The following is a 19,336-nucleotide window of genomic DNA, read 5'->3' as shown; positions in this document are numbered from 1 at the left end:
GGGGCTTTTTTTATATCGAATAAAAAGGATAAAAATGATGAATAAAACAAATTTTAGAATTGTTGTGGTGATTCTGGTTCTTATTGCTGCATATCTTGGCATAAATCAACAACAACAGATGCCTCCTAAAAATGAATTTCCAATTACAACTTCTCCGGAATCAGTATCTACGGTTGATGATCATCAGAAAATACAACAGGCATTTCAGCAGCAACAAAATAATGTGCAAGTCCGTGCGAGTGGCGTAGTTAAAGCAATTCTGGCTGATGATCATGAAGGCTCCAGACACCAGAAATTTATATTGTTATTAAAGAATGGATTAACAGTATTAGTCGCACATAATATTGATTTGGCACCGAGAATAGAAAATCTGCAAAAAGGCGATGCGGTTGAGTTTTATGGCGAATATGAATATAACCCAAAGGGAGGTGTTATTCATTGGACGCATCATGATCCGCAACGACAGCATATTGATGGCTGGTTAAAATATCAGGGCAGAATGTACCAATAGGGAATTAGAGAGCAATTTTGTTCTATACAGTAAAAATAAACATGATATTTTGCATGTGCAATAGATTTGACTGGCATGAATAAAGAATTGATTGTATGAGCGAAGTGAAGCATGAGTTTGTTAAATTTAAGCACGTCCAAGAATTGGGTGGCTTGGAATTACTGAATGCTTCTTATGTACAAAAACAATTTTCTAAACATGTGCATGAAGGCTATTGCATTGGGGTAATAGAAGAAGGGGCACAGTCGTTTTATCGAACAGGTGCACTGCATATTGCACCTAAAGGGCATATCATTTTGGTGAATGCTGATGAAGTGCATACAGGTTCATCTGCAGTAGAAACAGGGTGGCGCTATCGTGCTATTTATCCAACACCTGAAATGTTAAGGGATGTGAGTCAGGATTTTTTTCAACCTTCAGGAACCATGCCGTGGTTTCCCCACGCAGTGATTCAGGATGAAGGCTTGGCACAACAACTTAGCTTGCTGTTCGATTTATTAGAAAATAAAGATAATCAACTATTTAAACAGACATTATATCTATCTACGCTGGCTTATTTAATGTCACATCATAGCCGCACTAAGCTAGGTGAGTTGCCATTACCTGAAGCTCAGAATCGTATATTGATGATTAAAGATTTATTGGCGAGTGCACCTGAAAAAGATTATTCCCTGAATGAGTTGGCAGAAACAGCAGGTTTAAGCCCTTGGCATTTTTTGCGACAATTCAAAAAATATACGGGTCTTCCACCCCACGCATGGCTCATTCAGTTTCGTTTGCACCAAGCGAAACAGCTTTTAAAACGTGGTGAAAATATTGCTTTGGTGGCAGATTTATGTGGCTTTTCAGATCAGAGTCACTTTAATCGGCATTTCAAAAAATCGGTAGGTGTGACACCTTTGCAATACGTGATGACCCTACGTTAGAAGAAGTGACTCTCACTTTAATGTGTTATTTAAATAATTCAAATTTATAAAGTTAATGAAGATTATTTGCTTCGTTCTATGTCTTGATTATTTCATGATTATTCAGCAATTTTGTACAAGATCAGCATGCTGCAAAACACCTATTTTATTGGTGTGTTTATTTAGTAGATGTTGTTATGGATCTTTCTCAACAGCAATTAAGGGCTAGGGCCTATCATAAGTCACAAGATTTTATCCAGGGTGCAATCGATATCGTTCCTTTATCGATTGCGGTACTACCATGGGGAATTTTGGCGGGTTCAGTTGCCATTGATGCAGGATTGAGCATTCCACAGGCAGTAGCGATGTCGGCGGTTGTGTTTGCGGGTGCAGCACAACTGGTAAGTTTGGGAATGTGGTCTGCGGATGCAACAGCACTTACAATTGCAATTACAGTATTTTTCTTAACCAGTCAGCATTTTATTTATGCCTTAACCTTGCGCAAAGATATTTCGGTTTTGGCGAGTTATTACCGAATTCCTTTGGGATTTTTATTGACGGATGAGTTATTTGCAGTCGCCATGACCAAGCAACTGCATCGTCCATATTATTTATTGGGTGCAGGCTTATGTTTTTATCTCGCGTGGGTGCTATTTAGCCTATTGGGAATTTATTTGGCTTCGACAGTTCCTAATTTGTCGAGCTTGCATTTAGATTTTTCTATCGTTGCTGTTTTGGTGGCGATTATTGTTCCTTTTATTAAAAATTGGAGGAGTTTGATCGGTGTCATCACTACAATTCTAAGCTCATTGTGTTTAACCGCATTGCATGTAGAAGCCTCAATTTTACTCTCAGGCATGTTGGGAATGTTTGTTGCGGTGTGTCTGGAGCGTTGGGAGCAAAAAACATGAGTTGGTCATTTATTTTTTTATTGGCTGCAATTGTATTTTTTAATCGTTATCTATTTTTAGAACCTAAAGTTGCCATTCAGTTTCCAATGTTTTTTGAACGCATGTTGAAATATTCAGCACCGTGTTTATTGAGCGCAATTTGTATGCCGATTATATTTTTTGATCACGGTGAATGGAGAGTATTGCAGGGGAATAGTTATTTTTATGCCACGATATTTTGTATTCTTGCGTCCTTATTTTTAAGAAAAATTTTAGTGAGTTTGGCTTTGAGTTTGCTGTTTTTTTATGCATTGGAAGCTTGGGTGTTTTAATCGAGTTCACAGTGGAAAACATCTAAAAGATCAAATTCCACTGTGAAAATTGGACATGTACGCTAAATGGCGTTCATTTGCGCTCTAGCATGGGTTTCTAATTTGGGTACCAGTTTATTTAGATATGCATCCATACACCAAATTGGGCCAATGAGGAGGAATTGGAGGTCTTTGAAGAAAGATGGTTTCTTTCCTTCAATTTTATGCCCATAAAATTGTCCAATCCAAGCAAAAATGAACAATGCAATATAAAAACCTACACCGACAGGTAAAATCAAAATCAGCCATGCCATTACAAAAATTAGGGCTGCCATTGCCACGGCTAAAACAAGATCCAGTCGACTATAAAAAATAAGAGTGAGGGTCACAATAAGGGCGGTAAGTAGCACACTGAAATGCGCCAAAATACCAATAATGGAAAATAAAATTGTGGGGACACAAAGCCAGTGAATCATTTTATTGGTTTTATTTTGGTGGCTTTCACCGTATTCATCGAACCATTGATTTATTGTTTTCATGTGTTGCTCCTGCAAATGCTTATTGTATTTTTTATATCCTTGTTCCTGAGAGACTATAAAATAGAAAACAAAAGAGGTCAAAATTTGAAATTAAATTTTAGTTCATTTCTATCATTTGTTTTGTTATGCATTAACGCAGCTCAATGATTTTGAACTGCGTTTAGGTATGTATTTACAAATCTAATTTCTTGCGTGAAAAACTTCTTTGCCTTCTTTGAAAGTAGCAAGCACTTTAATATTTTTAATTTGATTACTCGGTACGGTCATGGGGTTCTGATCCAGAATGACAAAATCAGCTAATTTCCCAGCAGCCAGTGTACCTTTGCTGTCTTCTTCAAAATATTGATAGGCAGCCCAACTGGTCATGCTTTTCAGCGCAAGATAAGGACTGACACGTTGATCTTCACCTAAAATTTTACCGCTACGGGTCACGCGGTTTACGGTGGTATCCAAAGTCATCATGCTATTTGGAGGAATGACGGGTGCATCATGATGTTCAGTAAATAAAACTCCTTTTCTTAAGGCAGAGCCTGTAGGGGAAATATTTTGAGCGCGTTCTAAACCTAAAGTTTCATGAACGTGCCAATCTCCCCAGTAATAAGTATGTAGTGAGAAGAAAGAAGGAATGAGTTTTAGGTCTTTGGCTTTGTCTAGTTGGTCTTCACGCATGGTTTGTGCATGAATAATCACATTGCGTCGATCTTGGGTTGGAAATTTAACTGTAGCTTTTTCAATGGTGTTTAAATACTGATCAATAGCAGCATCACCATTGGCATGCGCTAAAATTTGCCAATTATTCTGGAAAGCCAAGTCAATCAGATTTTGTACTGTGCTCTGTTGTGGAAAAGCGGCATAGCCACGGTAAGATTTTTTTTGACCTTCAGGTGGTACGACATAAGGTTTGGTTAGCCAAGCAGTTTTACCTTGTGGAGATCCATCTAGGCTAATTTTAACGCCCCCAATTCTATAGTGGTGTTTATATTCTCGATTGGTTCCATGTTGCAGCATATAGTTTTTTTCTGTGCTAATGTCAGGGTAGACCACCAAATCGATAGGTAATTTTCCATTTTGGGCCAAATTGCGCCACATTTCTGAAGTGCCAGCATCGGCTCGGCCTTCCTGAATGGTGGTATAACCATTTTGGGCATAGGTTTGTACCGCAGTGAGTGCCAATTTTTCCATGGTTTCGGGCGGCATATGCTGGAAAATTTGAATCATGGCTTTAAAAACCACACTTTCTTCAAGTACACCATTTGGTTCTTTAGAGTTTGCTTTACGACGGATAACACCGCCAGTTGGGTTTGGTGTTTTGGCATCAATTTTGAGTAGTTCGAGTGCTTTGGTGTTGACCGTAGCCAAATGACCAGATTGATGCAAAATAATGACAGGTTGGTCGGTTGAGATTTTATCTAGTTCAGTCGCGGTAGGGTGGCGCTTTTCAGTTAATTGGGCATCATCATATCCGTTGCCGATAATCCAGCCTGAAGCTTGTTGGATGAAAGTAGGATTATTATTTTTCCATGCTTGCATTGCTTGAATCAGAGAAGGGATGTCTGTAACTTTACCATCGGGTGGTGAATAAAGATTAGCAACGGTTTGTTGTAAGCCGACACTGTTGGCATGGCTATGTGCATCGATGAGCCCTGGAATAACGGTGTGGTTTTTTAAATTAAAGCGCTGTGCAAGTGGATTTATTTGTTTTGCATTGGCAAGAGTGCCTGTAAATTTGATCACGCCATTTTCGACTAGCATGGCTTCTACGTATGTTGGGGTATCTCCCTGCATTGTAAGAATAGGCCCACCATGTAAAATAAATGTGGAATTCTGTCTAGGGTCTATTTTTTGACCACGATGAGTGTGTTTGGAAATGGAGTAGCTACAAGCTGACAATAAAACCGTACTTAGCAGTGCAAAAGTTTTTAAATGTGAAGTTGTTAAATATTGGGTTGATTTTGTCATTTGATCGTTTTCCCCCACAGGTTGTCGATTTCTTATCTTTTTTAAAATAACATATTAATTAAATTAGAAAATAAAAAAAGCCACTTAAACGTGGCTTTTTGTCAAATGTGTTTTGCACTCGTGAATTAAGAGTTAGGACCTGCAACGCGTTCAATGCTTACTTTTGCTGTTCCTGCATTGGTGATACCAAGTTGTTTAGCAGCACCATAAGAAAGATCGACTACACGGTTGCCATGGAATGGACCACGATCATTCACTTTTACAACCACACTTTTGCCGTTATTTTTATTGGTCACACGAATGTAGCAGTTTAATGGCAGGCTACGATGAGCTGCCGTTAATGCGTTCATGTCAAACGTTTCACCGTTTGCTGTTTTACGACCATGAAACTGACGACCATACCATGAAGCCACACCAGTTTGGCTAAATTGGCGGACAGTATTGGATGCAACATCATTTAACTTGTCAATGACTGAAGGCTCATTTGCTGGGATTTCGATTTTCGCTGCAATCGTTTCGCGACGAATTTTATCTCCAGAACTCTCAGTAATTGAAAGGCTATTTAGATTTGAAAAGTGAGAGTTAAAGCTCTGAGCATCTTTGTTTAATACACGTGCTGCTAGACGTGAATTATCATTGTCATTGTTTAATGACGATGATTGAACCAATTCGGCCTGTGACTGTGTCAGGGCGAACGTGGTCGCTATGGCAAGAATATATTTCATTGAAGAATGCATAAAATCTCCTAAAGACGGGTTTGCGGAGTAGTAATTCAGCAGTAAAACATTGAATTACAAGCAAACGGGTCGATTTATTCACTTGTGCAACTACATTTGACGAGATGGATAATATTCATGCCGAAGTAAAGGTGTCTAGTCTTTATACCGAAATCTTTACAAAAAGTAGGTAATTAAATTGTTTTATGATTAAAAAATATACAATATTGTAACATTGTGTGTAACTTGATTGTTTTATATACTTTTTTATTAAAAAAAAGATTGACTTATTTGTTTTTTGAAAAAAGCTAGCCTTAGCGGCTAGCAATTTCAGTGCCTAATTGCCACACAGCGGTGGCATACATACGGCTCTTATTATAGGTAGTAATCACTTGAAAATTCGGGTAAGTAATATAGTAAATTGAGCCATAACTCTCTTGAAGTTGAATGACGTTAACCATATCTAAATCATCAATTTTTACCACTGGATTGATGGGTGAAATACCCTGCGGTTTTAACACACCATAAGGTGTAGGTTGTTCAAGGTTCTTGGCAATAACGGCATCAGGTGACGCACCTGTGTAGCGCGCCGCAAAACCAATAGGTTGATTTCTTTGCCAACCATGTTGCGCGAGATAGTTGGCAATAGAACCAATCGCATCGACTGCTGAATTTCTTAGGTCAACATGCCCATTGCCATCGTAGTCCACACCATATTTAGGAATGTTGCTAGGCATGAATTGTGGATAGCCAATTGCACCCGCATAAGACCCGACAACAGAGTTAGTCGGTACGCCATCTTTATATGTCCATGCAATAAGTGCAGACAGTTCGTCTTGGAAATAAGCAGCACGGCGTTCATAGCCAAATGCAAGGGTTGCTAAGGCATCTCGGGTGATGAAATTGCCTTTATTTGCACCAAAACCTGTTTCTACCCCCAAAATGCCTAAAATCACAGATTGTGGAACACCAAATTGCTGTTCCGCACGGTTTAAGGTATCGGCATATTGATTTTTGAATCGAACTCCACGCTGAATGGTACTTTCAGACATGAAATTGGTTTTATAGTCATACCATGGCTTACTTTCACCAGGTCGGTTCATAATATTGATAATATTGGGAAGATTACGTGAGCCATTCATTGCCCAGTCAACTTGTTCTGCTGTGAGACCATAGCTCCGCATGGTTTTTTCTTTAAAACTGGAATATTGAGGATCATTTGCAAAATCATTGGCTTGGCAAAAACTGGTAGCTGAAAATGTACCAATAAGTAAAAATAAACGCTTCAGTTTTTTATTAATAGACAAATGTGTCATATAGGTTAAATCCTAAAAAATTATCGATGTGTATGAATTGACATCACAACGCCAAAAGTGGCCATTAAAGTAATAATTGCAGTACCGCCATAACTCATAAAAGGTAAAGGCACACCCACCACTGGTAAAATACCACTGACCATGCCTGCATTGACAAAGACATATACAAAAAATGACAAAGCAAAACTGCTTGCCACTAAACGGCCAAAGTTATGAAAACTGTTTAATCCAATTTGAAACGTTCGGCTAATGATCGCAAAGTACAATACAATCAATATGATAATACCAATTAGCCCAAATTCCTCAGAAAATGCTGCAATAATAAAATCGGTATGACCTTCTGGTAAAAAATGCAGATGAGATTGTGTGCCTAAGAGATAACCTTTGCCTGAAATACCCCCAGAACCAATCGCAGTTTCTGATTGAATAATATTCCAACCTGTACCGAGTGCATCAGCTTCGGGATGGATCAAAGTTAACACCCGTTGTCGTTGATAATCATGCAGTAAAAATTGCCAAGCAATAGGAATAATCAGTGCTGCGAGTCCGATTGCAGTTGCAATTAAACGCCAAGACAAGCCACTGAGGAATAAAACAAAGATTCCACTGGAAAGCACCAGTAATGAAGTCCCAAGATCGGGCTGTTCAGCAATTAAAATAAAGGGAATACCAATAAAGATCAGACAAATGCCAATCTGCCCAATTTTTGGGGGCAGAGGGCGTCTTGCTAAAAACCATGCAATCATCAAGGGCATGGCAATTTTCATAAATTCGCTGGGTTGTACACTGCCCAGTCCTGGAATATCAATCCAACGCTGTGCACCTAAACGAACTTCCCCAAAGAGTTTGACCCCAATAAGTGACAACAGTGCCACTATATATAGATAAGGTGCAAAAGATTGATAAACCTTCGGAGGAACTTGTGCCAAGCCTAACATGGTGAAAAAACCAATGGTGAAACTAATCGCTTGTTTCGACACTAAACCCCAGTCTTGCTCCGAAGCGCTATACAGCACGGTTAAACCTAATAGGGCTGTAAGCAATAAATAGAGGCATAACCATGGATCGAGGTGTAATTTATGCCACTTCGATGGCAATAAAGTTGTGCTTAAACCGTCACGGGGTGCATGTCGTAAGAATTTGGACTGAGGAGGAGTAGTCATGGAAGATATTTGTAGAATAAAGTCTTAGGCCGTATTTTGCGCCTGCTACCTTATACCTGTGTATGGATGCTGTATATCAATATTTTGCAATAAAAAAACCTAGCAAAAGCTAGGTTTCCGATAGTGTAAATTTCTATCAATAATGGAACAGAGTATCGTGATACTCAGCCAAAATAATCAATTCTTCCTTGGTTAAATGTGGGAAGATTTTATCAATTGCGATATGTACGGCTTTAATCACAGCCGCAGAGCCGATATCCGCTGCTTTACGCTTAATCATGCCCAAATCGAGGGTTTTGTTAAAATCATTCATGAAATGACGTACAGTGGCTTCTGCGAACTGTTTGTATAATTCGATCAAAACGGCTTTATTAGTATCGTCACCTGCACGAATATCAGCAAACGTGGTTTTTAAATTAGTCACCAAGCTGGCATCTAAACTTTCACCTACGCGATATTGACCTTGCGCATCTTTGAACAAGCTTTTTTCAGAAAACTCAATTGATTGTTTCACCACATCATTTGGAGCTTTACTTAGAAGTTGCTTCAATAACACTGCGACAGTTGATTTAATGTAACCTGCTAATTTTTCCGCAGTATCACGTTTATCACTCGGCGGAAAACGACGAACTAACTCCGTTAAAATGGCGTCAATAATTTCATCATTAATCAATAAAGCAGTTTGATCACGTAAAGGGTAAAGTGCTTCACTTGAATTTTTTTTCTGCTGACCTGTTTGAATACTATTTAATAGTGTTTCAGAAGGGACAAAACCAAAAAAAGGCATTGTTATTTAACCTCAATATTATTCATTTTATTGTCGCGCCAAGCGAATTGGGCGAGGCATCCATGTTAAATCCGATACACGACAAGGGTTGATATCCAAACCACCTCGGCGAGTATAAGCCGCATAAACCATAAGCTTTTCAGGTTGCAGATTTTGCCAGATATCGGCATAGATCTGTTCCACGCATTGCTCATGAAAGCCATTATGCTGACGGTAGGAGATAATATAGGCTAAAAGTGAGCGATAACAAGGCTTTTTGCCCTGATAACGGATAAAAACTGTACCCCAATCGGGTTGACCTGTCACGGGGCAGTTACTACGAAGTAAATGTGAATAGAGTTGGATTTCCAGATTATCCGTATTTTCACGATCTAAACAGAGTAACGATGCATCTGGTTGATTTTCTAAGCGGTCAGGAACCAAGTCATCGATACAGATGCCCTCAGGTTGATCAATAGTCAAAGCATCTACTTGGAACAATTGAATCGTTACTGTAGCGCCCGCAGCTGCGGATAAATCTTTTTCTACAGTGGCGACAAATGCAGATTCAGAATCGAATTGGGTAAAGTTAAGACTATTAAAGTAAAGCTTGAGTGATTTGGACTCAATTAAATTGGGTGAAGATGCTGGTAGGGTTAAACGACCAATTGCAACTTGTGGAATACCCTGAGCATTAAGCCAAGAAATTTCAAACACATGCCACCAGTCTTTACCCTGTTGAATGCCCTCAATATGGGCATAGCTTGAACGTGCCTGAGCACGCGCAATTGGAAAAAGAATATCTGGTTGATATGTTGATGGATATTGGGTGTCTTTACCAAGTAAAGAATGTTCTACACTCATTATTCACGCATTCCTGAGCCACGAGAAAGTAAATAATACGCTATACCGTAAAGGACAGCACAACATAAAGTAATCACGGTGAGTGAAATCGAAACGTTCACATCACTATGACCAAGAATTCCGAAACGGAAGGCATTAACCATATAGACAATCGGGTTAATTAAAGACAAATTTTGCCAAAATGGGCTAAGTGCGCTAATCGCATAAAACACACCGCCTAAATAGGTCAGTGGAGTCAGTACGAATGTTGGAATAATAGAAATATCGTCAAAAGATTTGGCATAAACAGCATTAATAAAGCCGCCCAATGAAAATAATAACGATGTCACAATGACGGTATATATAGTCACAAACCAATTGGTGATATATAAGTCAGTAAAAAACAGACTCATAGCCGTCACAATAATCCCAACCAGTACACCACGACATAACCCACCCAAGACATAGCCCCAAAGGACTAAATGTAAAGGGACTGGACTCATAATCAATTCTTCAATACTTTTTTGGAATTTGGCACTGAAGAAACTGGATGAAACGTTCGCATAGCTATTAGTAATCACCGCCATCATGATTAAGCCAGGCACAATGAACTGCATATAGCTAAAGCCACCCATTTGCCCAATACGAGAACCGACTAAATTACCAAAAATCACAAAATATAGACTCATGGTAATGGCAGGTGGTAATAGGGTTTGCGGCCAGATGCGCATAAAGCGGCGAACTTCTTTATGTACTAATGTGAAAAGAGCAACACGCATTTGAGTCATATTCATGGTGTAGTTCCCTCCAAATTTTTCTCCACAAGTCTGACAAACAATTCTTCAAGGCGGTTGGATTTATTGCGCATACTACGCACTTGAATGCCTTGTGCTTCAAGTAACTGGAATAATTGATTTAAGGTATGCGCTTTGTCCATGGTGACTTCAAGCGTGACAGGATCAATTAAATTGAAGCGAACACCAATAATATCGAGATGCAGCGGTTGAATTGGTTCAGCCAAGTCAAAAATAAAGGATTCTTCGTGTAATTGATTAAGGAAGGCTTTCATCGTGGTATCTTCTTTAATCACGCCGCGGTCGATAATGGCAATACGGCGACACAACATTTCAGCTTCTTCTAAATAGTGTGTCGTTAGAATGATAGATGTACCATTTTCATTCATTTCAGTCAGGAAATCCCACATTGAACGACGCAGTTCAATATCGACACCCGCAGTAGGTTCATCCAGAATCAAAAGTTTTGGTTCATGCATCATGGCACGAGCAATCATCAATCGGCGTTTCATACCACCTGACAACATTCGACCTTGAGTATTACGTTTTTCCCAGAGCCCTAACTTTTCTAAATAATGTTCAGCACGTTGCTCTGCAATTTTACGGGGAATACCGTAATAACCTGCCTGAGTCACCAAAATATCGAAGGTTTTTTCAAACTGCCCAAAGTTAAATTCTTGCGGCACAACACCTAAACATTGTTTGGCCTGCGATGGGTGAGTATCAAGATTATGACCAAAAATTTCGACTGTCCCTGCGGTTTTTTTGGTTAAAGAACTAATAATCCCGATGGTCGTCGATTTGCCTGCACCGTTGGGTCCGAGAAGGGCATAAAACTCGCCTTCAGGGACGGTTAAATTGATCCCTTTCAGGGCTTGGAAGCCATTTCGATAAGTTTTGGACAAATCTCTGATCAGTAATGCATCGGTCATGAAGTTCTCACAGCATATAGAGTGTGGCTATTGTGAGCGATCTTGATTAATAAACCAAGTAAATTACAGGGAATACTGCGTTGCATGCTTAGAACATTGATTAAACTCTAAGCATAAAAATGCATGATTTCTATATAGTTGCTTTCACTTCTTTATTTTTTTGCTATGATGTGCACGCGCGGCCATAGCTCAGTTGGATAGAGTACAAGTTTCCGAAGCTTGGGGTCGTGGGTTCGATTCCCGCTGGCCGCACCATTTTTTTATAAAATCAATAATTTAGAATAATCTTAGCGTGTTGTTTATCAATCGTTGCAAGATCGTTAAAACTATAATTAAATTAAGACTTCTAAAAAGGCAGAATTAACAAGATCTTTAAAATCCATTCAATCACTTCAATGATGATAAAAATTATTGAGCTTAAATTTGTCTATAAATTTAGTATTGAAACCCGAAATTTTGTTATTATTAACCTAATTCAAAGTCATATTTTTTATGTTCTTTCAATGGGTTTTATTGGCTGTTGTATCCAGTTGCATATTTTTTTCTAATGAACACCAAATTTCACAAACAAATGAACAGAGAGTTGTATCTAACTTGGAAACTTTAAATGGGAATAACAACTCAATTTCGTATAAGCTCCATTATGTTAAATGAGAATTAAATAAGTTGAAAATTATTTTACCAGGGTAATCGTTCAAGTATTTATATCGGTTATACCTATAATATTCGTTCCAATAACTTACCATTCTTTGATAGGTTAGAATGGTAAGTTCATGATTATTATTCATAAACTCAATAAAAAAATCTTTATTTTTTTCAATAAGCGGATATATATCATTGATGATTTCAACGACATACTCACCAATCAACAAAAATACATAAGGAATCATAAAATATTGAAATTTGATTTCTATAAGTTTTTTGACCATTTCTTGACGTATATAACCATCAGAGTGTCTAGAATAAAGACAGTAAATTATCGAAAGTTCTTGAGTTGATAAATTATTAAGATGTGAAAAGTTGGGCAAATCATTATAGATTCTATAAGGAATTTCTAAAATATCTCCATTTAAGCAAACTACTCTTTGCCCTACTGCATTAATGTCAGTTAATAAACTTTTAATAGCTTCTATTCGCTGAATAGGAAAAGCTTGTTCTAATGTATTTTTCATTGATTTTAATGAAGTAAAAAACCTTTAGCAATCTACTAATTTTTTAATATTTCTACAATTAACATAATGCACGTTATACATAATGCTTGAAATTTTCCTTTAAGCATCAATATCTTAGTCAAAGCTGTTCTAGGGTTCAGCGCACTGGAACAGCTTTTTAGTGATTTTTCATATTCCGTGGTCAATAAATAATCAAAACTCCACGGCTTTATGTAGTCTCATTTAACCTTAAAACAGAAAAAAATGTCCAGATAAAATAAGAATAGATGTCCAAGTAGTTATTGATTTTGCATCCAGTCATCAAGCAAGTAAGCTTTATATAGAATTCAACATTTGCTTATCACTGGAGCAGATGAAGTTTTTATATTGAAAGAAATAATGAGCAAAACTCCTTCTCTAGAATGTAAAGTTCATTGATCAGACTAAAACATCAGTTATTTTATCAGTCTAATTTTAGTGATGCCTTGATGCATAGTTGGTGTGAAAATTTTGTGATTTTAATCAAAAAGATACAAATTATTATGATTGTAATTCTGACATTTAGTGCCTAGTATTCTTCTTGAAGTTACTCCATGTAAGCTTCCTTGGTTTCATCCCATACACTTTTAGTATGGGATTTTTTTTAATCTGAGGGTTGTATGAGCATACATTCAAAAGCGTATATTTTTAGAGAGCAGAAGTTGCTGGTAGATGAAAATTTTCAATTACCGCAGGTAGAAAGTCTTCAGCATGATTTGAACCTGTCAGAAAATGGCAAGATCATTGCAAGGGATTTAAAAGAGGATGAGCCTGTGCCAGAAGGTTATCAGTTGATTCCGATCCGACAATTGGTACAAGTATGGAACCAAAACGAATTTGCAGAAGCTAGCCGCGCAGTACAGTTATTAGAATGGCATCGTAATCACCGTTTTTGTAGTAAATGTGGTCATGCAACCTTTCAACCTACGAATCAGTATGTAATGTGCTGTCCATCTTGTGGTTACAACCAATATCCGCGTGTTAATCCTTGTGTGATTACCATCATTACCCGGGGTGAAAATGAAATTCTATTAGCAAAAAATGCGCGTAACAAATCTCAGATGTACAGTTTGATTGCTGGTTTCATTGAAGTCGGGGAAACCTTGGAAGATGCTGTACGTCGTGAAACTTTGGAAGAAGTTGGGCTTCAGATTAGAAATATTCAATATCTTGCAAGTCAGCCATGGCCATTTCCCAGCAATTTGATGATGGCATTCAAAGCAGAATATCACTCAGGGGAAATTCAGATTCAGGAAGAGGAACTCAGTGATGCTCAATTTTTCAAGTTTGATAATTTACCTGAGATTCCATTTAAAGGCAGTATTGCGTATGCCATGATTAATCATGTGATAAATGGCACCCCAGTGGCGGATGATACGAAAGAATGGCTTTGAAGGAAAAATTGGCAGAATACCTTTTCTGAAGTGTCAATTATTGAATTTCGTCATCTTATTTTCACACTTAGTTCACATGTAATTTGTTTATCATAATCACAGCATCAAGATGAGTGAATTGAAGTTCAGCTTTTGTCTAAAGCTAATATATGTTTTTTGCAAAAGAGAATGACGAGGTACTACGACTCGGCCTACAGGCTGAGAGTATAAAGTGGAGCTCTAGGCGTATTTTCAAATTACGAGGCATTATGCGTGTAACGACACAGAATTAATCAAAGTATTGTATTTATTTGCTACCCTTTTGCCGAACTGAATATTCTCTCTACAGTTCGGTTTTTTTTTCACTTGAAATTAATATCTCACAAGTTTAACTCTAAACAGAAGGATAGTCCTAAGCTGAAATTAGGGTGAAACTTCGTTGAAAAGTCTGATGTGATCAAAGACAGTAAATTCAGAATAAAACAGCTAAAATTAATGAAAATTACAAAACTCAATGACTGAGATTTTACTTTTTATTCTATTGGATGTGTCCTATCTGGAGGAGATTTAGATAGACATGTTCAGGTTTGTATTTAGATTTATCTGAGTATTTGAATAGCCCAACAAATTTAATCACGGCATTGCTTGGCTATCAATATTATTGCCATTGTAATATCGATAGCCTAAAAAACTTTATTTACCAACACTTGTCTCGGTGCGGTTACTTTTACAGTTTATTCTTATACTTTAAATAGGTTTAAGCGAATAAAATATGATGATATAAGCGAAAAAATATTCATTGAATAGAATTTTTAAATCAAAAAATAATTTTTAACCTTTTTCTTCAGCTATTAACCAATGAATGATATTCATTACATCATGATTTTCATTATTTTTTCTGACCATTGCATAAAAATTATAGTCACAATAGATAAAACCAAAAGGGGCAATGACCCTACCATTTAATATTTCTTTTTCTATTAGAATTTGAGGTGCTATGGCAATTCCTAACCCAGACACAGCAGCTTCTATCATCAAATTGAGACTATCAAAATAACGATCATTCGCTTTTGGGGAAAAGTTAATTTTGGACTGATCAAACCATGTATGCCATGCACTTTTATTTGAGTGGGTATGAAGTAATGGATAATTTAAAAGATCATGTTTTGTATGGAGAGGATTTATTTCACGATTACAAATAGGCCCCATGTTATCGGGAAATAAAAGATATTTATTCAAAAAGTTAGGAAGTGTATGGTTTTCATTTATGCTATTGATAAATATGTCAACCTTCTCTTTTTCTAACAATTTTAAGTCATTACATGTCATTAATTTGATATGAATATTGGGATAGATTATTTCGATTTTTTCTAATCGGGGAATCAGCCAATTTGCCATAAAACTATGAGAAGCGCCTATTACAACTTCTACCTCTGATGTTTTATTTGTTAACTCAAAGACGCATTGTTCTAAATTATTAAAAAGTTGCGTACAAACTAGCGATAATTCTTCTGCATCCTTTGTCAGAGAGATGGTAGAGGAATGTCGAATAAATAATTTTTTATCTAACCATTCTTCTAACTGCTTTATTTGATGGCTAATCGCACTATGGGTTACACATAATTCTTCCGCAGCTAAGCTGAAACTTTTATTTCTGGCGACTGCCTCGAATGCTTTTAAAGCATTAAGGGGAGGTAATGTTCTGCGTTTCATGTTGTAAAATTTTCTAACACCATGAGCTCAAAATATATCAATTATCAGAAAAATGAAAATATTTTAAGATCAAACAAGTTTTGATAGTAAAAGAGATATGAGATGACAACCCCTTATACAGGTAATGGTCCTGATGACTTGGGATTTTTTGGTAAATTTGGCGGATGTTACATGCCAGAAAGCTTAATGCCCGCACTTCAAGAATTAGAGCAAGCCTTTAATACTGTTCGGCACAAACCTGAATTTTGGGCTGAATATCAGCAGATTTTAACGGACTTCGTTGGTCGCCCTAGTCCTCTTTTTTATGCAAAAAACCTAACAGCTTATGCGGGAGGTGCTCGAATATATCTCAAGCGAGAAGATTTGAACCATACGGGTGCGCATAAGATCAATAATTGTGTTGGGCAAATCTTATTAGCCAAATTTATGGGGAAAACCAGAATCATTGCAGAAACTGGTGCTGGACAACATGGTGTTGCAACAGCAACTGTTTGCGCACTGTTTAAGATGAAATGTACCATTTTTATGGGAGAAACAGACATTCAGCGCCAACAAATGAATGTTGAACGCATGAAATTACTCGGAGCTGAAGTCAGAAGTGTTCAAAAAGGTCGTGGGACTTTAAAAGATGCGATGAACGAAGCATTACGTGACTGGATTAGTCATGTTGATACAAACTATTATCTGTTAGGTACTGGTGCGGGTCCTCATCCATATCCGACTATGGTCAGAGAATTTCAAAAAATTATTGGTCTAGAAGCCAGAAACCAAATACTCCTCAAAGAACATAAGCTGCCTGATGCTTTGGTTGCTTGCGTTGGTGGTGGATCAAATGCATTAGGATTGATGCATCCTTTTCTAGAAGACCTGAATGTCAAAATGTTTGCCGTTGAGGCTGGGGGAAAAGGAACACATACTGGTGAACATGCCGCCTCTATTTGCAAAGGTCAAGTTGGTGTGCTGCATGGCAATTTAACCTATTTGCTACAAGATTTAGATGGACAGATTTTAGAGGGGCACTCTATATCAGCGGGCTTAGATTATCCTGGTGTTGGCCCTGAACATGGCCTTCTGTTTGAAACAGGACGTGTGACATATACGGCTATAACCGATCAAGAAGCCGTAAATGCATTTCAGCTTTTAAGCCAACAGGAGGGCATTATTCCTGCTCTTGAGAGTTCTCATGCGATTGCGTATGCGATTCAACTTGCTCAAGAAATGCAGCCAGAACAGATCATTATTGTCAATTTAAGCGGCAGAGGTGACAAAGACTTAAACACGGTCAAAAAATATCTTGCAGGAGCTACAGCATGAACCGTCTAGATCAAAAATTAGAGCAATTGAAACTGGAAAATCGAAGTGGTCTGGTCTGTTATTTTACTGCTGGAGATCCTAATTTCGCAGAAAGTTGTCGTTTGTTAAGTCAATTGGGTCAAGCTGGAGCTGACATTATTGAAGTTGGCATTCCTTTTTCAGATCCAGTGGCAGATGGAGGGATCATTCAGGCAGCACATCTTAGAGCATTAAGTTCAGGTCAAACGGTAAAACAGACCATTGAGTTGGTAAAAGCAATCAGGCTGCATGATGACCAGACACCAATAATTTTCATGACTTATTTAAATCCGATGATGCAATATGGTTTTGAGACACTTATCGCCGAAACAGAAAATCTTATAGATGGAATATTGATTTTAGATGCTCCATATGGATATCGAGAAAAATTTGAAGTGCAGTTAAATAAAAAAAATATGCATTTAATTGCAATGACAGCACCGACTACCCCAGTTGAAAGGTTAGAGCAAATCTCAGCGCGCGCGACAGGTTTTTTATATCATGTTGCAGAAAATGGCTTAACAGGAGGAGACTTAAATTTGTCTAACCTTGAGAAAAAGATTGCTGAAATCAAGCCTATTTTTAATATTCCAGTTGCAATTGGCTTTGGGATCAAAAATGAGAGTCATGTTAAAGCATTAGCCAATAAAGTAGAACTTATTGTTATCGGTTCAGCGCTCGTCGATACTTTTTTTAATAAAGGGATGAACGCAACTTTAGAAAAAGTCACAGTTTTTTCACAAATACTGAGAGAAAATAAATAATATCCTGTTTTTTAATCCGTATATTTAAAGTTAATTTATCAAGAACCATACGTGATAAAACCGTCTCCCATAAGGGAGATGGAACTTTGGATGTGGAGTTTTTTCTGAAAGTGATCATTTTTTAGAAATCACTATTATCATACAGATGTGACATACGTTTTTGCTTCGTCTCTAAATAAGCTTTGTTAAAGATATTTAAACCTACTTTTAAAGGAATACGTTCAACAACATTAATTCCTAAATCAGTTAAAGATTTAATTTTAAGGGGATTATTTGTAATGAGTTTTACATTCTTTATTTTTAAATAATCTAACATAATCGTGCACATATCATATTTACGAGCATCTGCTGGTAAATTTAATAATAAATTGGCATCAAGAGTATCATGTCCTTGGTCTTGGAGTGCATAGGCCCGAATTTTATTGGTTAATCCTATGCCACGGCCTTCTTGGCGCAGGTATAAGATCACACCTTGACCAGCATCATTAATCATTTTCATGGTTGAATGTAATTGGGGGCCACAGTCACATTTCAGTGAAGCAAAAGCATCACCTGTTAAGCATTCCGAATGAATTCTGACGAGTACAGGTTGATTAGAAATAGTATCCATGCCTTTGGCAAGAGCGATATGTTCTTCACCAGTACTTTGGTCTTGAAACGCTATAATTTCAAAATCGCCAAACGCAGTAGGTAACTTTGATTTGGAAACAAATTCTATAGCCACTGGACTATCCACCTATATCTTGATAATAGATAAAATACGCTGAATTAAACTTTCAATTAGATAATATGCATTTAATAGTGAATTTTATGTGAAACAGTATTGTCGAATGAACCAATTTTTCCAGTAGAGCATGAACAATACAATTTTCAGATATATAAGCTTAAACAGGGAAAAATAGTACACTGATTAATCGGCATTAATGCAGGTGCCTATTCATTTTTGGTGTTTTAAAGAATTAAATTTATTAAAATATTTAATAAATTTAGCTATTTATGGTGTTTTTGAATCAAATTAACACAGATGACATGATAGATTCAATATAAACAAAAGCTGTTCATGATATGAACTTTTGTGGTCAAAAAATTCCATGTCAGTATGCCAATACAATTCATTTACCAGAAAAGACTGCACAAATAGAAAAGGTGGAGCTCGGCTGAACGACTTGAGTTATCGAAAATGGATAAGGTACTAGTGTGAACTATATAAATAGGGGGATCCTTGTCGAAGTTTGTCGCAAGCAAAAATAAATGAGCTTGGCTTATTTGAAGATAAACTTAAGTGTAGGATTTTTAAAGTTAGGATTAATGAGATATAT

Annotated in this window: 19 protein-coding genes and 1 tRNA gene; 8 read left to right on the top strand and 12 right to left on the bottom strand. The window is 37.2% G+C overall.

What is annotated here, in order from left to right; all coding sequences use genetic code 11:
* Positions 1-34: 34 nt before the first annotated feature.
* The 4 genes from MP622_RS08790 (at position 35) to MP622_RS08775 (ending at position 2,638) form a co-directional block, all read left to right on the top strand.
* Positions 35-511 carry a DUF3465 domain-containing protein gene (locus MP622_RS08790; protein WP_243790539.1) on the top strand — a complete coding sequence of 159 codons (477 nt, stop codon included), beginning with the start codon at positions 35-37 and terminating at the stop codon, positions 509-511.
* Between the two features lie 95 nt (positions 512-606).
* Positions 607-1,437, top strand: a complete 831-nt coding sequence (locus tag MP622_RS08785; protein WP_016167398.1) for an AraC family transcriptional regulator — start codon at positions 607-609, stop codon at positions 1,435-1,437.
* 176 nt (positions 1,438-1,613) lie between these two features.
* Positions 1,614-2,327 carry an AzlC family ABC transporter permease gene (locus tag MP622_RS08780; protein ID WP_243790538.1) on the top strand — a complete coding sequence of 238 codons (714 nt, stop codon included), beginning with the start codon at positions 1,614-1,616 and terminating at the stop codon, positions 2,325-2,327.
* A complete protein-coding gene (locus tag MP622_RS08775; protein ID WP_016167400.1) occupies positions 2,324-2,638 on the top strand; it encodes an AzlD domain-containing protein in 315 nt (104 codons plus the stop codon). Before MP622_RS08780 ends, MP622_RS08775 begins: the two co-directional genes overlap by 4 nt.
* A gap of 62 nt (positions 2,639-2,700) precedes the next feature.
* On the opposite strand, the gene MP622_RS08770 is transcribed toward MP622_RS08775, so the two are convergent.
* The 9 genes from MP622_RS08770 to MP622_RS08730 form a co-directional block, all read right to left on the bottom strand.
* On the bottom strand, positions 2,701-3,156 hold the full coding sequence (locus MP622_RS08770; protein WP_016167401.1) for an Mpo1-like protein: 456 nt from the start codon (positions 3,154-3,156) through the stop codon (positions 2,701-2,703).
* Positions 3,157-3,336: 180 nt separating this feature from the next.
* Positions 3,337-5,115: an amidohydrolase gene (locus MP622_RS08765; RefSeq protein WP_243790536.1), complete on the bottom strand. Its 1,779-nt coding sequence runs from the start codon at positions 5,113-5,115 to the stop codon at positions 3,337-3,339.
* A gap of 125 nt (positions 5,116-5,240) precedes the next feature.
* Positions 5,241-5,852 carry a septal ring lytic transglycosylase RlpA family protein gene (locus MP622_RS08760; protein ID WP_016167403.1) on the bottom strand — a complete coding sequence of 204 codons (612 nt, stop codon included), beginning with the start codon at positions 5,850-5,852 and terminating at the stop codon, positions 5,241-5,243.
* 293 nt (positions 5,853-6,145) lie between these two features.
* Positions 6,146-7,147, bottom strand: a complete 1,002-nt coding sequence (mltB, locus tag MP622_RS08755) for a lytic murein transglycosylase B (protein WP_243790534.1) — start codon at positions 7,145-7,147, stop codon at positions 6,146-6,148.
* Between the two features lie 20 nt (positions 7,148-7,167).
* A complete protein-coding gene (gene rodA, locus MP622_RS08750; protein ID WP_243790533.1) occupies positions 7,168-8,310 on the bottom strand; it encodes a rod shape-determining protein RodA in 1,143 nt (380 codons plus the stop codon).
* A 136-nt stretch (positions 8,311-8,446) separates the two neighbouring features.
* Positions 8,447-9,097, bottom strand: a complete 651-nt coding sequence (locus tag MP622_RS08745; protein WP_243790531.1) for a hypothetical protein — start codon at positions 9,095-9,097, stop codon at positions 8,447-8,449.
* 27 nt (positions 9,098-9,124) lie between these two features.
* The gene (queF, locus tag MP622_RS08740) at positions 9,125-9,940 is read right to left on the bottom strand and encodes an NADPH-dependent 7-cyano-7-deazaguanine reductase QueF (protein WP_243790529.1); all 816 of its coding nucleotides are present in this window, start codon (positions 9,938-9,940) and stop codon (positions 9,125-9,127) included.
* Positions 9,940-10,713, bottom strand: coding sequence for an ABC transporter permease (locus MP622_RS08735; RefSeq protein ID WP_016167408.1), 774 nt, complete (start codon positions 10,711-10,713; stop codon positions 9,940-9,942). The genes queF and MP622_RS08735 overlap by 1 nt, the downstream gene beginning before the upstream one ends.
* Positions 10,710-11,645, bottom strand: a complete 936-nt coding sequence (locus tag MP622_RS08730; protein ID WP_151504144.1) for an ABC transporter ATP-binding protein — start codon at positions 11,643-11,645, stop codon at positions 10,710-10,712. Before MP622_RS08730 ends, MP622_RS08735 begins: the two co-directional genes overlap by 4 nt.
* 178 nt (positions 11,646-11,823) lie before the next feature.
* On the opposite strand from MP622_RS08730, the gene MP622_RS08725 reads away from it, so the two are divergent.
* Positions 11,824-11,900 (top strand) — tRNA-Arg (locus MP622_RS08725).
* Between the two features lie 386 nt (positions 11,901-12,286).
* On the opposite strand, the gene MP622_RS08720 is transcribed toward MP622_RS08725, so the two are convergent.
* Positions 12,287-12,817 carry a hypothetical protein gene (locus MP622_RS08720; RefSeq protein ID WP_243790527.1) on the bottom strand — a complete coding sequence of 177 codons (531 nt, stop codon included), beginning with the start codon at positions 12,815-12,817 and terminating at the stop codon, positions 12,287-12,289.
* A 638-nt stretch (positions 12,818-13,455) separates the two neighbouring features.
* Between MP622_RS08720 and nudC the strand changes: the two genes are divergently transcribed.
* Positions 13,456-14,229, top strand: a complete 774-nt coding sequence (gene nudC, locus MP622_RS08715; RefSeq protein ID WP_104440889.1) for an NAD(+) diphosphatase — start codon at positions 13,456-13,458, stop codon at positions 14,227-14,229.
* Between the two features lie 810 nt (positions 14,230-15,039).
* On the opposite strand, the gene MP622_RS08710 is transcribed toward nudC, so the two are convergent.
* The gene (locus MP622_RS08710) at positions 15,040-15,921 is read right to left on the bottom strand and encodes a LysR family transcriptional regulator (protein WP_104440888.1); all 882 of its coding nucleotides are present in this window, start codon (positions 15,919-15,921) and stop codon (positions 15,040-15,042) included.
* A gap of 102 nt (positions 15,922-16,023) precedes the next feature.
* On the opposite strand from MP622_RS08710, the gene trpB reads away from it, so the two are divergent.
* Entirely contained in the window at positions 16,024-17,235 is a 1,212-nt protein-coding gene (gene trpB / locus MP622_RS08705) for a tryptophan synthase subunit beta (protein WP_044739383.1), read from the top strand.
* The gene (gene trpA, locus MP622_RS08700) at positions 17,232-18,017 is read left to right on the top strand and encodes a tryptophan synthase subunit alpha (RefSeq protein ID WP_243790525.1); all 786 of its coding nucleotides are present in this window, start codon (positions 17,232-17,234) and stop codon (positions 18,015-18,017) included. Before trpB ends, trpA begins: the two co-directional genes overlap by 4 nt.
* A gap of 121 nt (positions 18,018-18,138) precedes the next feature.
* On the opposite strand, the gene ribA is transcribed toward trpA, so the two are convergent.
* Positions 18,139-18,741: a GTP cyclohydrolase II gene (ribA, locus tag MP622_RS08695; protein WP_016167415.1), complete on the bottom strand. Its 603-nt coding sequence runs from the start codon at positions 18,739-18,741 to the stop codon at positions 18,139-18,141.
* Positions 18,742-19,336 lie beyond the last annotated feature (595 nt).

It is taken from the genome of Acinetobacter sp. PK01 (assembly GCF_022819285.1).
Classification (GTDB): Bacteria; Pseudomonadota; Gammaproteobacteria; order Pseudomonadales; family Moraxellaceae; genus Acinetobacter; species Acinetobacter tandoii.
This window is presented reverse-complemented; position numbering and strand designations above follow the sequence as displayed.

What these genes read in the sequence shown, in the direction of transcription:
- MP622_RS08790 (WP_243790539.1), top strand. Translation starts at nt 35, where the DNA reads ATGATGAATAAAACAAATTTTAGAATTGTTGTGGTGATTCTGGTTCTT.
- MP622_RS08785 (WP_016167398.1), top strand. Translation starts at nt 607, where the DNA reads ATGAGCGAAGTGAAGCATGAGTTTGTTAAATTTAAGCACGTCCAAGAA.
- MP622_RS08780 (WP_243790538.1), top strand. Translation starts at nt 1,614, where the DNA reads ATGGATCTTTCTCAACAGCAATTAAGGGCTAGGGCCTATCATAAGTCA.
- MP622_RS08775 (WP_016167400.1), top strand. Translation starts at nt 2,324, where the DNA reads ATGAGTTGGTCATTTATTTTTTTATTGGCTGCAATTGTATTTTTTAAT.
- MP622_RS08770 (WP_016167401.1), bottom strand. Translation starts at nt 3,156, where the DNA reads ATGAAAACAATAAATCAATGGTTCGATGAATACGGTGAAAGCCACCAA.
- MP622_RS08765 (WP_243790536.1), bottom strand. Translation starts at nt 5,115, where the DNA reads ATGACAAAATCAACCCAATATTTAACAACTTCACATTTAAAAACTTTT.
- MP622_RS08760 (WP_016167403.1), bottom strand. Translation starts at nt 5,852, where the DNA reads ATGCATTCTTCAATGAAATATATTCTTGCCATAGCGACCACGTTCGCC.
- mltB (WP_243790534.1), bottom strand. Translation starts at nt 7,147, where the DNA reads ATGACACATTTGTCTATTAATAAAAAACTGAAGCGTTTATTTTTACTT.
- rodA (WP_243790533.1), bottom strand. Translation starts at nt 8,310, where the DNA reads ATGACTACTCCTCCTCAGTCCAAATTCTTACGACATGCACCCCGTGAC.
- MP622_RS08745 (WP_243790531.1), bottom strand. Translation starts at nt 9,097, where the DNA reads ATGCCTTTTTTTGGTTTTGTCCCTTCTGAAACACTATTAAATAGTATT.
- queF (WP_243790529.1), bottom strand. Translation starts at nt 9,940, where the DNA reads ATGAGTGTAGAACATTCTTTACTTGGTAAAGACACCCAATATCCATCA.
- MP622_RS08735 (WP_016167408.1), bottom strand. Translation starts at nt 10,713, where the DNA reads ATGAATATGACTCAAATGCGTGTTGCTCTTTTCACATTAGTACATAAA.
- MP622_RS08730 (WP_151504144.1), bottom strand. Translation starts at nt 11,645, where the DNA reads ATGACCGATGCATTACTGATCAGAGATTTGTCCAAAACTTATCGAAAT.
- MP622_RS08720 (WP_243790527.1), bottom strand. Translation starts at nt 12,817, where the DNA reads ATGAAAAATACATTAGAACAAGCTTTTCCTATTCAGCGAATAGAAGCT.
- nudC (WP_104440889.1), top strand. Translation starts at nt 13,456, where the DNA reads ATGAGCATACATTCAAAAGCGTATATTTTTAGAGAGCAGAAGTTGCTG.
- MP622_RS08710 (WP_104440888.1), bottom strand. Translation starts at nt 15,921, where the DNA reads ATGAAACGCAGAACATTACCTCCCCTTAATGCTTTAAAAGCATTCGAG.
- trpB (WP_044739383.1), top strand. Translation starts at nt 16,024, where the DNA reads ATGACAACCCCTTATACAGGTAATGGTCCTGATGACTTGGGATTTTTT.
- trpA (WP_243790525.1), top strand. Translation starts at nt 17,232, where the DNA reads ATGAACCGTCTAGATCAAAAATTAGAGCAATTGAAACTGGAAAATCGA.